Here is a 16,605-nt window from a genome sequence, read left to right on the forward strand (position 1 = left end):
AAAATAAAAGGTATATATCTATAGATATATCCTTTTATTTTAATATTTTATAAAAACTATTTTTTTATTTGGTTTTGTATTAGATTTAGTATTAAGATTATCTTTCTTTTTATCAAAAGTAGCAGGAACTAATTTACCTTCTTTTAAATCCATTGGTTTGATATTTATCTTAAAGTTTCTTTTGTAGTCTCTAACTGTAGATAAATTTTGATTTGTAACTATAGATATTGTATCCCCTTTTCTATTTCCTCTAGCAGTTCTGCCAGATCTATGGATATATTCATTTTTACTAGCAGGGAAGTCTAAGTTAAATACGTGAGTTATATCAACTATATCTAATCCCCTAGCAGATAAATCTGAAGAAACTAATACTTTAGATTTACCTATCTTAAATGAGTTTAAAGCATTTTTTCTATCTTCTTTGCTCATTCTACCAAATATACCAACTGCTTTGTAATTATGGTGATTTAATTTAGAAGTTATAGTTTCTATACTATCTTCATCGTTAACAAATATAATAGCTCTTTTTGGAGTAGTAGCAGCTAATGCTTTCCTAAGTAAAGTAAATTTATCTCTTCTATCTCCATATAAATACATATGGTTTATATTAGAATTTATAGGAAGCTCTTGCTTTGTTTTTAAAATTTCAGGTTCTTTCATTAATGAATTACAAATGTCTATTGTATTTTCATTTAAACTAGCAGAGAATCCTAAAAGTTGTCTATCTCTTAAAGTAGTTTTTACTATATCCTTAACAACAGACGTATTATTTCCACTAAGTAAACTATCAACCTCATCTAAAACTATTGTTTTTATTGTATGTGCTTTTAATTTTTTCTGTTTTATTAAATCTAAAACCCTACCGCAAGTTCCAACAACTATGTGTGGTTTTATAGCTTTTATATTCTTTATTTGCTTTTGTATATTTACCTCACCTATTATAGTAAAAGATGTTACATCTACATTTGAGTTCGTTGCAAGCAATTTAGCTTGTTCAGCTATTTGCATAACTAACTCATGAGTAGGCGCAAGAACTAATACTTGAGTTTCTCTCTTTGTAGTATCTATTTTTTCGAACATAGGTAGCAAATAAGCTAAAGTTTTTCCGCTTCCTGTTTGTGCATTTATTAATAAATCTTTATTTTCTAATATTTTTTCTATACTAAGCCCTTGAACTTCAGTTGGAGAAGTTATATTTTGCTTTTTTAGTCCATCGATTAAATTGTTGCTTAGGTTTAAATCTTTAAATGTAGTCATTTTTTGCTCCTTTATTGTTTTTTCCATATCTAATTATACACTTATTACAAGAAAATTTATACATAACAATATAAAAAGTTGTGACAAAAATAATTTAATAAGAATAAATTTAAATTATTTTTAAATTATAATGTATTTTTTATACGGGAAATGTAATTATTTGGATTAAAAGCGTCTGATAAGGGTATTATATTAATAAATAATTAACAATTTATAAATAAATATGACAAAAAATGATTTAGATTAATAAATAACGTTAGATATGGAGAAATTATTTAAAATAAAGAGTTAATGAGGAGAGTCAAAATAATGAAGAAAAATAAAGTAGTTATAGTTGGGACAGGTATGGTAGGTATGAGTTATGCATACTCAATGGTAAATCAGGGAACTTGTGAAGAATTAGTTTTAATAGATTTAGATAAAAAACGTGCACAAGGGGAAGCGATAGACTTAAACCATGGTCTTAGTTTTGCACCAAGAAAAATGAAAATATATGCAGGTGATTACAGTGATTGTAAAGATGCATATATAATATGTATAACAGCAGGCGCTATACAAAATGAAGATGAAACTAGACTAGACTTATTACAAAAAAATACTAAAATAATGGAGTCTATAATAGGTCAAATAAAAAAATCTGGATTTGAAGGAATATTATTAATAGCAACAAATCCAGTTGATATAATGACTTATGTAGCTCAAAAATTATCAGGATATGAAAAATCAAAAGTAATAGGTTCAGGAACTACTCTAGATTCAGCAAGACTTAGATATACATTAGGTGAAAGATTAGATGTAAATCCAAAAGATATAAATGCGTTTGTAATGGGAGAGCATGGAGACTCGCAGTTTGTAGCATGGAGTTATGCATTATGCGGTGTTCAGCCAATATATCAAATAGCATCTAGAAATGATAGTAAAATAGAGTTTGATGATTTAGAAGAAATAGAAGATGAAGTTAGAAATATCGCATATAAAATAATAGAATGCAAAAAATCAACATACTATGGAATAGGTATGGCTTTAACTAAAATAACTACTGCAATACTTGAAAATGAAAATAGTATTTTAACAGTATCATCTTATTTAGAAGGACACTATGGCCATGAAGATGTTTATATATCAGTACCAAGTATAGTAAATAAAGATGGTGTTAGAGAGGTTATCCATTTACCACTTGAAAAAACAGAAAAAGAAAAATTAGATAATTCTATATCTATAATGAAGGAAAATATAGAAAAATTAGATTTAAAATAGACTAATAAAAAACAAATAAAGGCCACTTAGAATATAAATCTAAGTGGTTTTTAATTGTTTCAATCTTAGCTTTCACTTCAAACTATAAAATATTTTACAACTGTAACCTATGTTACGTAAATTATTTTAAGGGTATTATATTATATATTTAATCTAATATTAACTATGTAAGACAAATATAAATTTAATAATTAATTATAAGGAGGCTTGTTATGAGCTTATATTTAGGGAAAATACATTATTGGTTATTTAATAAAATACTATGGTTTGAAGGTTTAGAAGATGAAATAATAAAAGTTGCTAAAACTGAAGGTTTAGATATAGATAAATTAAGTAAAGAAATAAACGCAAGATTTGGTGAAAAACTTCCAAATAAACCTTTAGAAGAAATTATAGAACATGGTAACATACATGGATGGTTACAAGAAAAAATTCATTCAGCTGAAGGTAGAATGGCAACTTGGATAAGCGAAATGCTTAAAAATAATAAAAATTCAATTACTAAAATAGAAAAAGTATATATTGACCAAGGAATAAAAGCAGGCAAAGAAGCAATAAATCAAAATATAGATTTAAGTGATGCAAGTAAAATATATAATAAAATAAATGACTATATTTTAGATGGAATGCCTTGCGACAGAGTTGATGAAGTTATAATTTCAACAGAAGATAGAGTAGAGTGGAAAAAAAGATTATGTGTTCACAAAGATATATGGAACAATGCAGGTGTAGATGTTAGCTTATTCTATGAATTAAGAAATTTATGGATAAAATCTTTTGTAAACACAATTAATAATGATTTTGTATATAAGGAAGAAGAAAATGGGGTAAAAGTAATAGAAAGAAACTAGAAAAACGGCATTTAAGGAGATATTATGGAGACTATAAATTTAATGATGGAAGAACATAAATACGTAACTCGTATGCTTAAAGTCATAAGAAGATTATGTTTTAATTTAATGGAAAATAAAGATGTAGATTATAAAGATTTAGAAGATACTATTTACTTTATAAAAAATTTTGCAGATGAACATCACCATAAAAAAGAAGAAAATATACTTTTTAAAGTGATGATTGAAAATTTAGGAGAGCTAGCGGAAAAAGTAGTTAGACATGGTATGATGGTAGAACATGACTATGGAAGACTTTATGTAAAAAATCTAGAAGAAGCACTTAACAAACTAAAAAACGGAGACAATGAATCTAAATTAGATGTAATAGCAAATGCAATATCTTATACACATTTATTAGAAAGACACATTGACAAAGAAGATAGAGTTGTATTTACATTTGCTAAAAATAAACTTAGCAAAGAATTATTAGACAAAGTAGATAGAGACTGTATAGATTATGAAAATACAAATAAAGAAAATATAGACAAGTGCCTAAAGATATTAAATGATTTAGAATGTAAATTATTTTAATAAGGAGAAATTAATATGAAAATCATAAACAATATAGATTTAAAGCCAGTAAATATAAATAGTTTAGGTACTAAAAGAGAATTTTTAATTATAAATGAAAAATTTAAGACTATATTTTTTAAGTTTGAAGTAGGTGAAGGATTACCAAATCATTCTCATAATGGATTTGCTACATTACAAGTTATAAGTGGCATAGTAGATATAGAATTTAATACAGGGGAAAAATTTACTTTAAATGAAGGAGATTTTCTACCTTTTGATGCAAGGGTTATGCATAATGTTATAGCAGCGGAAGAAGCTAAGATATTAGTCACTATATCTCAAGTACTAGAATAAAAATAAAAATGAGCTCTAATTTATAGAGCTCATTTTTATTTGTTTAATTTGCATATTAGTAAATGCTTATAGTATAATATGGTTTATATTATTACAGATTATACTATAGGGAGAGTAAAATATGAAACTAGCGAAAGCACTTATGCTTAGAGCAGATCATCAAAATAAAATTCATGAATTAAAAAATCGTATAATTAACAATGTAAAAGTTCAAGAAGGTGAAGATTTTGCAGAAAATCCTATCAAACTTCTTGAAGAACTAAATAAAACGATAGATGAGTTAGAACAATTAATAAAAAAAATAAACAATACAAATTCTAATACTATATTTGAAAAAGATACAACTTTATCAGATGCTATTTGTACAAGGGACAGTATAAAGAGAAAAAGAAATATATTAGTTTCTATTTTAAATGAAGCTACAATAAGACATGATAGATATAGTCAATCAGAAGTAAAGTTTGTAACAACAGTAAAAATACCTGAATTGCAAAAAGAACTTGATTTATTAGCAAAGGAATACAGAGAACTAGACATAAAAATACAAGAAAAAAATTGGACAACAGAATTAAAATAAAATAAAATAAAAGTAGGTAGCTTATCTAAAGGTGAACATCAACCCTAGAAACAGGGCAAAGTTTCTATTTTGATCTATTAGTGGTATTAAAGGCGATACAAATCAATTAATATTTAGCCTAATACAATTAACAGTAAGTCCTAAAAGAACTTTTGGGCATAACAACATTACATATAACAACTTATTACCGAGTGTTAATTTAGAATAAGCGAGGGTGGTCAGGGGATATTTTAAGACATAGTATTTACTATGTCTTTTTATTTGTAAAAAACATGCAAACAAGTACAAATTTAGATAAAACATAATTCTAATATTATAAGTATTTAATAATTAATAAATATAAAGATGTTCATGAGTTTGTTTGTAATATTTTATATAATAATTGTTGAAATTTTTAAGTTTTATAATCTATAAAGTTATATCAATAAGAAGGATTAAGAAGAATATAAACAGAATAAATATTTAAAGGGGATGAGTCTATAGGAATAATAATTGTAATTGGCGTTGAATAAATTAAAAATTTAAAACCTTTAGAAATTGAATTTATTTAATAAAGTTAAATTAAGGTCATAAAAGTTTAGGCATATTAGAATATGTACATAATTTAAATGAAAGAGGTGATTACTATTTCTCATATAAATGCAAAAAATGCTTATAAGAGCTTAGAAGAAAGAATAAATAAGTTTCCGCAGGGTGCACCGCCTTCAGAAACTTTATATAAAATATTAAATGTACTATTCACAGAAAAAGAAGCTAGTTTAGTAGCACAACTTCCAATAAAGCCATTTAGAGTAAAAACAGCAGCAAAAATATGGAGTGTAAGTGAAAGTGAAGCATATAAAATATTAGATAATTTAGCAAAGAAGGCTTTATTACTTGATATAGAAGATAAAAAAGGTAAAAAGTACATAATGCCACCACCAATGGCAGGTTTTTTTGAGTTTGCTATGATGAGAACAAGGCAAGATATAGATCAAAAATTACTTGCAGAACTTTACTATCAGTATATGAATGTAGAAGAAGATTTTATAAAAGACTTATTTTACTCAACAGAAACTAAGCTAGGAAGAACTTTTGTACAAGAAGAAGTTTTAACTAATGATGATGAAGTTACAATATTAGATTATGAAAGAGCAACTCATATAATAGAGGAAGCAAGTCACATAGGTATAAGTATGTGTTATTGTAGACACAGAATGGAACATGTAGGTAAAGCTTGTGATGCACCTATGGACATATGTATGACTTTTAATAATGTAGCGAATTCTTTAATAAACAATAAGTTTGCAAGAAGAGTAGATGCATCAGAGTGCAAAGAATTACTTCATCAAGCTTATGAAAATAATCTGGTTCAATGTGGAGAAAATGTAAGAGATGGAGTAACTTTCATATGTAACTGCTGCGGATGTTGTTGTGAAGCTTTAGTTGCTGCTAAGAGATTTGGTAATTTACACCCTGTACAAACAACAAGCTTTATACCTAATATAAAACATGAAAGTTGTGTAAATTGTGGTAAATGCATAAAAGCATGTCCAATAGATGCAATAAGTAAAGTTAAAGAAAATGATAAAACTTATATTAAAATAGATGAAGATAGATGCTTAGGTTGTGGAGTATGCGTTAGAAATTGCTTTAAGAATAGTATAATGCTAAGAAAAAGATCAGAAAAAATAATAACGCCTGCAAATTCGGTACATAGATCAGTTCTTATGGCAATAGAAAAAGGTCAATTGCAAAATCTTATATTTGATAATGGAGCACTAACTAGCCATAGGGCAATGGGAGCTATATTATCTGCAATCTTAGATTTAGAGCCATCTAAAAGGATGTTGGCAAATGAGCAGTTAAAGTCCACTTACTTAGATAAGTTATTAAGTGTGAAAATTAGACATTAATAAAACATATTATTTTAAGAAGATCCTATAGGGGTCTTTTTTTTATACAAAAAATAAGTTATTATTATATAAAATGAGTAAATAATTTAAGAAGTATGTAAGGATGTGTTTAAATGAATGTACAAAAATATGATCAAGAAAATCCAGGATTAGTTAATTCTATTGTATGCGCAATAGATATATTAGGCTTTTCACAGATGATAGTAGATTCTTGTGAAGAAGGGTATGGAAATAGTCTTCTTAGAGAAATTAACTACTTAATAAATAAGAACAAGCAGTGTATTATTCCAAATAAATATAGCCATGGAAAGATAAAAATATTTACTGATAATATGGTTGTTGCTTATCCAATAACAGGTGATGGAGAAGAAGAATTAGATGAGATACTAGAAAATGTATCTGAATATCAATTTAACCTAGCCTTAGAAGGATTGTTTGTAAGAGGTGGAATAAGTGTAGGTGACTTTTATATAAATGATGATATAGTTTTTGGGCCAGCTCTTTTAGATGCTCATAATACAGAAAGTAAACTTGCTTGCTATCCAAGAATTATCTTAGATGATAAAACAGTAAAAAAACTACAAAAGTATATAAATTACTATGATGTCGCACCGCAAAATAATATGATACTTATAGATAATGATGGACAATGGTTTTTAAATTATTTAAATACAATATTTAAATACTACACAGAATGCAATAATGAATATGAATTTGAAAGAATACAACTTGAACTTTTAATTAGACATAGAGATAAAATAGAAGAAATGTTATTAATACATAAAAAAAATACAAGAGTTTGGGATAAATATGTATGGACAGCAAACTATCATAATTATTTCTGTGATTTATACTTCCCAGATGAAAAGAACTTAAAGATATCTAGGAAAAGTTTACTTTCATGGCCTAGAGAAATTAGTAATGATGATATTTAAATAAAATCCTCCTAGATGATATTTTTCATATAGGGGGATTTTTTTATTAATTAAAAATCAATCATAATGAAACAAAATTGCATAAAAAGAGGATTATAGCATGTTATTTTAAAATAAAATGGGATTTTGGTTAGAAAAACACACGAAATAAGAAAGGAAATTTCAAAAAATAAGAAGGGAAATAATGTAAAAGGTAGAAATTCTATTTATATAGATATATGATCATCTAAATAACTATTAAAAATATGTAGGAGGATTTTAGAATGAAAAAGAAAACGATTGCAATTAGTATGACAGCAGCTTTAATTATAGGAAATAGTTCATTTGTAGCTTTAGCTGCAGATAAAGGTAAAGATTCTATAGTTTCAATAGTTGAAAGTAGTAATACAAAAGATAAAAATGCAATAGTAGAAGAAGAAATTTTACGATCTAAAATGACAGCTACTCATACATCTGCTCAACCAGGGGAAGGAGCAGATAAAGTATTAGACGGGAATCCAGATACAATGTGGCATACACCTTGGGATAAAGGTGCACAGCTTCCTCAAGGAATAACAGTTAACTTAGGAGGAAAAGCATTAGTTAATACTATAAAAGTTAGCCCAAGAAAATCTCAAAGTAACGGAATTATAACAAAATATGAAATACATGCTATAAACGATGGCAGAGAAACTCTTATATCAAGTGGAAAATGGTCCGATAATAACACTACAAAAATAGTAAGTTTAGATAAGCCAGTGGAGGCGGATGCTATAAAAATCACTGCACTAGAAGGGGGAGGAGGGTTCGCATCTATATCTGAAGTTAATATATATAAGCAAGTTAAAGAAGCTAATAAAATAGAATCATATGAAAATATAAGAATAGATTCAAACTCTAAAGTTGTAGATATATCAGATAAAATAGATGAATTAAAAAATCTAGAAGAAGGAACTATCGTAGCTAGATTTAAGGGAAGTAATAAGAATTTAGCTAGTTTAATAGGTATATCAAATAAAAATAGATATTCTTCACATTTTCATTTATATAAATCAGGTGCCAAAGTAGGTGTTGAAATAAGAAATGAAAGCACAGGATTAAATAAACATATTTCTGGGGATTCTGTTTTAAATGAAGGATTTAATACAATTGCATTTAAAGTAGAAAAAGATAAATCTTACTCTTTATACTTAAATGGAAAATTAATTAAAAAAGAAGAAACAAATGATACTAAATTTTTAAGTGATATAGCAGGAATAAATTCTGCTTTTATAGGTAAAACGCCAAGATTAAGTGGAAATCAATATATATTTAATGGAGATATAGATTTTATAGATATATATAATGAAGCAATTTCAGATAATTATCTTGTTAAAAAGACATCTGAAACTAATATACCTTCAGAAGATGAATATCTGCCTGAAAATGCATATAAATCTGAAAAACAAGATTTATTTAAACCAGGGGATTTAAATTCAAATGCTTATAGAATACCTGCGTTATATACAACTAAAGCAGGAACAGTTTTAGCATCAATAGATGCTAGAAAGCCACATGGAGGAGATGCACCAAATAATATAGATACTGCAATAAGAAGAAGTAAAGATGGCGGAAAAACTTGGGAAGAATCTAAAATAATATTAGATTATCCAGATAAGGCATCAGCAATAGATACTGCAATAGTTCAAGATGATGAAACAGGAAGAATATTTTTATTAGTAACCCATTTTCCATCAGGATATGGTTTCAATGAAGCTAAACCAGGAAGTGGATATAAAGAAATAGATGGTCAAAAGTACTTACTTTTACGTGATGCAAATAATAATGAATATACAATAAGAGAAGAAGGAAAAGTTTATGACAGGAATGGTATCGTAACTGAGTATACTCTTGATGAAGATCAGAATTTACATAAAAATGGTAATAAAGTAGATAATGTATTAACTAGTACAAGTCCATTAAAGGTAATGGGAACAAGTTTCTTATCATTAATATATAGCGATGATGATGGTAAGACTTGGAGTAAGCCAATAGATCTTAATAAAGATGTTAAAGCAGATTGGATGAGATTTTTAGGTACGGGACCAGGTAGAGGCCACCAAATAGAAAATGGAAAATATACAGGAAGACTTGTATTCCCAGTATATCTAACTAATGCATCCGGATTCCAATCAAGTGCTGTTATATATAGCGATGATAAAGGTAAAACATGGGAGATAGGCGAAACAGCAACAGATGGAAGAGATATGGGTAATGGACAAGTTGGTAATGCTCAAACTCAAACAAGTGGAAATCAATTAACAGAGTGCCAAGTTGTAGAAATGCCAAATGGTCAATTAAAACTGTTTATGAGAAATACAGGTAACTATGTAAGGATAGCTACAAGTTTTGACGGAGGGGCTACATGGGAAGATGATGTTGTTGAAGATACTAACATAAGAGAACCGTATTGTCAGTTAAGCGTAATAAATTATAGTCAAAAAATAGATGGAAAAGATGCATTAATATTCTCAAACCCAGATGCAGAACCAAGAAATAGAATTGATGGTACAGTAAGAATAGGTTTAATATCAGAAAGTGGAACTTATGAAAATGGAGAACCTAAATATGATATTGAATGGAAATACAAGAAATTAGTTAAACCAGGCTATTTTGCATATTCTTGCTTAACAGAGCTTCAAAATGGAAATATAGGACTATTCTATGAAGGCACTGATGTTAGAGAAATGTCTTATACTGAAATGAATTTAGATTATTTAAAATTCAATGTAGAAAAAGATACAACACCAGCAAAATTAGAGAAAGTATCTATTGTAGATCAGAGGGAGTCTTATAAACCAGGAGATGAATTAAAAGTAAGTTTAACGTTTAACCAAAGTGTAAGTATAATGGGGAATAGACGTATAACAGTTAAAGTTGGAAATAAAGAAGTAGAGCTTAATATGAATGGCTATAATGGTGCTAATGAAGCTACTTTTGTAGGTGCTATACCAAGTGACATTGAAGTTGGTAATTATAACTTAGTTATAAAGCCTAATCTAAGTATGGAAATAATAAATGTGCTTAACAAGGTAACAACAATAAATCAAGATATAGAAATATCGCCAAGTATAAATATTAGAAAATAAATTTAAATAAAAAATATTAAAGGGGCTGTCTCAAAGTAGAGACTAGCCCTTTTTTGCAACTTAGTAGAGAAAAAATACAACTTAATTTTAAAAAATGGTTTTGACACTACTTTTGTGATAATTAGAGTTTTTATAATAATTGTATTTATAGTATTAAATTATATTATAAAACATTTTCTAGTCCATTTATATCTAGTAATTTAATTTTTCCACGAGATATTTTTAATAAATTTTCTTTTTCAAACTTTTTTAATATACGAGAAACGGCCTCTCTGGCAGAACCTAAATTATTAGCTATATTTTCATGAGTTACATAAATAATATCTGAGTTAGTCAAATTATATTCACTTATTAAAAAATTAGCTACTCTATTTTCTAAGCTAAGAAATATAGTTCTTTCAATCAAAGATAATGTTTCTGAAAGTTTATCTTGAGTTAAATTAAGTAAAAAATTTAATACATAACTATTATTATCAGATAAACTTTTTATAAAAGCGCTATCTATAATAATTGCTAATGAATCTAGTTCTGCTTCAAGATTTATATCATAAGTTATATTTTTAAAAACACAAGAAGCTGATAATACACAAATATCTCTATCTAATAGTTTGAATAAAGTTATTTCTCTACCTGATTGAGAAGATATAAATATTCTAAATTGGCCATAAATATTTACTAATACGCCTGTACAAGTAGAATTTTCACTATAGACAAGTTCACCTTTTTTATATTTAATTATGGAGCTTTTATGAATTAATTTGTTAATTTCATCTGAAGTCAATTTATTAAAGAATGGTAAATTTTCTTTCAAGAGTTCTTTTTTATCTATATCATCCATAATATTTCCTCCTTTAATCCTATAAGAAACCAAGAATATATATTAAATAATAACTAGTTATTCAATATTGAATATAAAATTAATAATTTTACTACTATAAATAATATACCATTTTTAGGTAATATCATAAAGCATATATTAATCACAGTAACATCATTCATAAATTTAAATAGTATGATACCTATGTAAGATATGAAGAATATAGAGTATTTTATGCAAATATAAAGAAGAGTATATAAATCTTAAGAAGTGTAAAACATTAATATAATTATGCAGCTTTTTCTAAATCATTTTGATTTTTCTTAATCATATAGCTGTAAACTGGGATACCTATAAGAGTTATTAAAACTCCTCCTAAAGACATAATTGTACTTTTCATTCCAGCAAGGAATAACTGATCTATTACCACAAATAATCCACTTGATATTGCAATTGCAGGAATTACTGGATATAGTGGAACTTTATAAGGTCTATGTAAATTAGGATGAGTTTTTCTAAGTTTTATTACACCTATAAATGTTAATACATAAAATGACCATATAGCAAACATAGATAAATCACTTAATAAGTTAAATTGTCCAGACAATGCATATAATGCAGCAAGTGTAGCCATAACCATTGTTGAGTTAGCTGGGACATCATATTTATTTAATTTACCTAAAAATGCTGGTAAGGTTTTTTGTTGAGACAGTGTATAAGCAATTCTTGGTCCAGTTAATAAATATCCATTAATACATCCAAATACTGATATTAATATACCTACAGTTATTAACTTACCGCCAATTTTACCAAAGATTACTTCTGCGACAGCAGCAGCAGGTGATGCAAAGTTAGCAAGTTCGTTTGCCGGTAACACCCAAAGATATGCTAAATTTATAACTAAGTAAACGGCCATAACTAATGTTAATCCGCCTATTATAGCCTTTGGTAAGTCTTTTCCTGGATCTTTCATTTCTCCAGATATAGCTCCGACATTTATCCAGCCATCATAAGCGAATAATATTGCTACTAGTAATTGTCCTATTATACTTGTTGGTTTAAGACCCTCTGCAACAAGGGGAGATATTATTGTGTTATCTCCGTTACCTTTTATAAAACCGAATATCATTATTAGTATAAGGGGTATTAATTTGCAAATTGTTGAAATAGTTTGAATAGATCCACTTGTCTTAGAACCTAAAGTATTTAATCCACCCACTAGTAAAATTACTCCTACAGTCATTGGAATCACTAAATTTTGATTCCCAAGTAAAATAGCAGATTGTTGACCGAACATAACTGATATAGCAGCTATTGTTGCTGGAAAAAACAATACAGATTGCATCCAGCCTGTTAAAAATCCTAATTTTTTACCATATATTTCTTCTATATAGACCATCATTCCACCTGTTTTTGGTATTGCAGCTGAAATTTCTGCAGCAGTAAGTCCTGCAGTTATTGTCATGATTCCTGCTAATACCCATGCTATAATACCAAGACCTGGAGCTCCACCAGTTAATTCATATACTGCTTGTGGCTTAAAAAATACACCACCGCCTATAACCATACCAACAACTGTTGATAATGCTGCAGCGAATCCAAGATTTTTCTGAAGGTTTTTATTTTGCATATTTTAAATCCTTTCTTATTAAGTTTTGCTAAATTTATTTTCGGCGCAAGAACTATTATAACTTTTTTAAAATTTAATACAATATTTTATTTTAAAATGAAATTAAATTTTCGACGAAAATTTCAAATGATTACTATTAAAATTATTAATGGTTATAAATATAAAATTACAATACAAATAAAATTTTAGTAAATAATTTATTTTAATGATTTAATTTAAAATTAATCTTATATCTTAGGTATTAATAATTAAGTAAATATAGAAATTAATTAGTTTATATAATAAAATAAAGAAAAGTAATTAAATAATAAATTTATAACATAGAAATTAATTAGTTTATATAATAAAATAAAGAAAAGTAATTAAATAATAAATTTATAACATAGAAATTGAATTATTATTTAATATAGAAATGAGAATATGAGGTGGAAAATGAATAAGACAATAGGGGTACTCGCTCATGTAGATGCTGGAAAGACAACATTTTGTGAGCAGGTATTATATCATACAAATAGTATTAGAAGTAGAGGAAGAGTTGACTCTAAAAATACATTTTTAGATAACCATAATATAGAAAGACAAAGAGGAATTACAATATTTTCTGAACAAGGAGTCTTTAAGTATAACAATTCAAATTACTTTATTATAGATACACCTGGTCATATAGATTTTTCTCCAGATATGGAGAGGTCTATAAGTATAATGGATTATGCAGTAGTTATAATAAGTGCAGTTGAAAAAATTCAATCTCATACGAAAACAGTATTTAGGTTATTAAAAAAGTATAAAGTACCTATAATATTCTTTGTAAATAAAATAGACAGAGAAGGTGCAAATGTAGATGAAGTAATAAAAGACATAAAAGATAGCTTAACAGCAGATGTAATAGATATAAATGAAAACTTTATATTAAATAAAAATAATGCTGATTTAAATGAAGAGCTTATAGAATTTATAGCAGAAAGAGACGATAGCCTTTTTGAAAAGTATTTAAATGATAGATATAATCTTGATTTATGGATAGATAATCTTAAAGATATGATAAAAAATACTAAAATCTATCCACTACTAAAAGGCTCAGCGCTTAATGATATAGGCATATTAGAATTTATAGAAAAATTAGATTTTTTAACGTACACATCATATAAAGATAATGATAAATTTATAGGTAAAGTATATAAAGTAAAACATGATGAAAATAAAAATAGAGTAACTTATATAAAAGCTTTTCAAGGTAAGTTACAAGTTAAGAATGAAGTTTCGTATAAATACAAAGAAGAAATAACAAATGAAAAAATAAATGCTATAAGAATTTATAATTCAAATAAATTTGAAGCAGTGAGTGAAGTAAGCGCTGGAGAGATTTTTGCAGCATTAGGGATTACAAATATAAATACGGGGAATTACCTAGTAGAATCAAATACTGAAATAAATTATTTAAATAACTTATACAATAATCAAAATAAACTTGAAATAACGCCTACACTAAAATCGAAAGTTATATTTGACAATTCTTTAAATATAAAAGACGTATTAAATGCTTTTAATTTGTTAGACTTAGAAGAACCAGTTTTAAATGTATTATGGGATGAGCAACTTAAAGAAATACATATACATGTAATGGGGAAAATTCAACTAGAGATATTAAAAGAAATAGTTAGAGATAGATTTAATATAGAAGTTGAGTTTGGTCCATGTGAAATTTTATATAAAGAGACCATAAAAGAGAAAATAGTAGGGTATGGTCACTTTGAGCCAATAGGTCATTATGCAGAAGTACATTTATTAATAGAGCCAGGACCTAGAAATTCTAAACTAAGTTTTGAAAGTAAGGCTCATGTTGATGATATAAGCATAGGACACCAGAATCTTATAAAAACTCATATATTTGAAAAAGAGCATAGGGGAATACTTGCAGGATATAATCTTACAGATTTGAAAATAACACTTCTTACAGGAAGGGCTCATAATAAACATACCAGCGGTGGTGATTTTAGGCAAGCAACGCTTAGAGCTTTAAGGCAAGGTTTAGAAAGTAGTGAAAATATTATTCTTGAACCATACTACAAATTTAAAATAGAAGTAGATTTAAACTATATTGGACGAGTACTGTCAGATATATCTAAAATGAATGGACAATTTGAACCACCTATTATGATTGATAATATTGCAATAATAGAAGGAAGAGGACCTGTTGCTACATTTATGGATTATAGCTTAGAACTTTTAGCCTTTAGCAAAGGTAGTGGGAGTATTAATTTAATATTTGATGGATATGACATCTGCCATAATAGTGAAGAAGTAATAGAAAAAAGAGATTACGATAAAAATGCAGATAGTGAGTATACATCAAATTCCATATTTTGCTCAAAGGGACAAGCATATATAGTAGAAGGAAGTAATGCTAAAAATAGTATGCATTGTTTAAAATAATTATAAAGGAGATAAATATTAACACTAAAATAAGGAGCATTAAATGATAATTTTTTTATAATATTAATTTTAGTACTATACGCTATAACTAACTATGCATTTAAAAATATTATTTTATCAAAAAGAAAAACTAAGGAAGATGCATTTAACCTTTTAAAAGAAAGAAATGTATACTATGAGTCTAATTTTGATGAATCTATTTTTGAAGGATTAGAAATTAATAGTGATGACAATTTAAAATTGAAAGGATATTACGCAGAAAACAAAGACTTAAGTAATAAAGTAATTGTAATAGTTCATGGATATACAGCTAATTACTATATGTCTTTACAATTTTTAGATTTATATTTAAATGAAGGGTTTAATGTGTTATTAATAGATAGCAGAAGTCATGGAAGTAGTGAAGGAAAGTATGTTACTTATGGTATGAAAGAGAAAAAAGATTTAAAGCTTTGGATTAATTTACTTAAAAATAAGCTAGGTGAAAATATATCAATAGGAATTCATGGCCAGTCTATGGGAGCATCAACAGCACTTATGTATGCTGGTGAGTATAAGGATGTAGATTTTATAGTGTCAGATTGTACTTATTCTAGTGGGAGAGATATTTTAAAATATCAATTTAAATATATTGTGAAAATTCCACCTTACCCCTTATATCAAATGGTAAATACGATGATAAAGCTAAAATGTGGTTTTTCTATGAATGAGGTAACTCCTATTAATGGTGTATTTAATTTAGATATTCCAATTTTATTTATCCATGGTAAAAATGATAAAATAATACCATATACAATGAGTTTAGATATGTATAATATAAGAAATAACAATAAAGATAAAATACTTATAATAGAAAATGCAGATCATGTAGAATCTTATATGTATGATAAAGTAAACTATACAAAGAGTATAAAAGTTTTTTAGATGAAATATATTC

At 26.9% G+C, this 16,605-nt stretch carries 13 protein-coding genes; 10 read left to right on the forward strand and 3 right to left on the reverse strand.

Annotated features, from left to right (window positions below; all coding sequences use genetic code 11):
• Positions 1–39: 39 nt before the first annotated feature.
• Positions 40–1,284: a DEAD/DEAH box helicase gene (locus BN899_RS06265; protein WP_330362471.1), complete on the reverse strand. Its 1,245-nt coding sequence runs from the start codon at positions 1,282–1,284 to the stop codon at positions 40–42.
• Positions 1,285–1,566: 282 nt separating this feature from the next.
• On the opposite strand from BN899_RS06265, the gene BN899_RS06270 reads away from it, so the two are divergent.
• The 8 genes from BN899_RS06270 to BN899_RS06305 all read left to right on the forward strand — a co-directional run bounded on the left by BN899_RS06270 (position 1,567) and on the right by BN899_RS06305 (position 10,788).
• Positions 1,567–2,514, forward strand: a complete 948-nt coding sequence (locus BN899_RS06270; protein WP_042273846.1) for an L-lactate dehydrogenase — start codon at positions 1,567–1,569, stop codon at positions 2,512–2,514.
• Positions 2,515–2,726: 212 nt separating this feature from the next.
• Entirely contained in the window at positions 2,727–3,365 is a 639-nt protein-coding gene (locus tag BN899_RS06275; RefSeq protein ID WP_042273849.1) for a hypothetical protein, read from the forward strand.
• A gap of 24 nt (positions 3,366–3,389) precedes the next feature.
• Entirely contained in the window at positions 3,390–3,938 is a 549-nt protein-coding gene (locus tag BN899_RS06280) for a hemerythrin domain-containing protein (RefSeq protein WP_042273851.1), read from the forward strand.
• Positions 3,939–3,953: 15 nt separating this feature from the next.
• A complete protein-coding gene (locus BN899_RS06285; RefSeq protein WP_042273854.1) occupies positions 3,954–4,274 on the forward strand; it encodes a cupin domain-containing protein in 321 nt (106 codons plus the stop codon).
• A 121-nt stretch (positions 4,275–4,395) separates the two neighbouring features.
• The gene (locus BN899_RS06290) at positions 4,396–4,851 is read left to right on the forward strand and encodes a DIP1984 family protein (RefSeq protein WP_042273857.1); all 456 of its coding nucleotides are present in this window, start codon (positions 4,396–4,398) and stop codon (positions 4,849–4,851) included.
• 617 nt (positions 4,852–5,468) lie between these two features.
• Positions 5,469–6,746, forward strand: coding sequence for a 4Fe-4S dicluster-binding protein (locus BN899_RS06295; protein ID WP_147568506.1), 1,278 nt, complete (start codon positions 5,469–5,471; stop codon positions 6,744–6,746).
• A gap of 113 nt (positions 6,747–6,859) precedes the next feature.
• A complete protein-coding gene (locus BN899_RS06300; protein WP_042273862.1) occupies positions 6,860–7,681 on the forward strand; it encodes a hypothetical protein in 822 nt (273 codons plus the stop codon).
• A 263-nt stretch (positions 7,682–7,944) separates the two neighbouring features.
• A complete protein-coding gene (locus BN899_RS06305; protein ID WP_052356664.1) occupies positions 7,945–10,788 on the forward strand; it encodes a sialidase domain-containing protein in 2,844 nt (947 codons plus the stop codon).
• 163 nt (positions 10,789–10,951) lie between these two features.
• Here the strand turns inward: BN899_RS06305 and BN899_RS06310 are convergent, their stop codons facing one another.
• Both BN899_RS06310 and BN899_RS06315 read right to left on the reverse strand, forming a co-directional pair.
• The gene (locus BN899_RS06310; protein WP_042273864.1) at positions 10,952–11,626 is read right to left on the reverse strand and encodes a Crp/Fnr family transcriptional regulator; all 675 of its coding nucleotides are present in this window, start codon (positions 11,624–11,626) and stop codon (positions 10,952–10,954) included.
• A 268-nt stretch (positions 11,627–11,894) separates the two neighbouring features.
• Complete coding sequence (locus BN899_RS06315; protein WP_042273866.1) at positions 11,895–13,235, reverse strand: APC family permease; 1,341 nt, start codon at positions 13,233–13,235, stop codon at positions 11,895–11,897.
• A 432-nt stretch (positions 13,236–13,667) separates the two neighbouring features.
• Here BN899_RS06315 and BN899_RS06325 point away from each other — a divergent pair, with 432 nt between their 5' ends.
• Entirely contained in the window at positions 13,668–15,668 is a 2,001-nt protein-coding gene (locus BN899_RS06325) for a GTP-binding protein (RefSeq protein WP_042273869.1), read from the forward strand.
• Positions 15,669–15,908: 240 nt separating this feature from the next.
• Positions 15,909–16,592 carry an alpha/beta hydrolase gene (locus BN899_RS06330; RefSeq protein ID WP_052356666.1) on the forward strand — a complete coding sequence of 228 codons (684 nt, stop codon included), beginning with the start codon at positions 15,909–15,911 and terminating at the stop codon, positions 16,590–16,592.
• Positions 16,593–16,605: the final 13 nt, after the last annotated feature.

It is taken from the genome of Faecalimicrobium dakarense (assembly GCF_000499525.1).
Classification (GTDB): domain Bacteria; phylum Bacillota; class Clostridia; order Peptostreptococcales; family Peptostreptococcaceae; genus Faecalimicrobium; species Faecalimicrobium dakarense.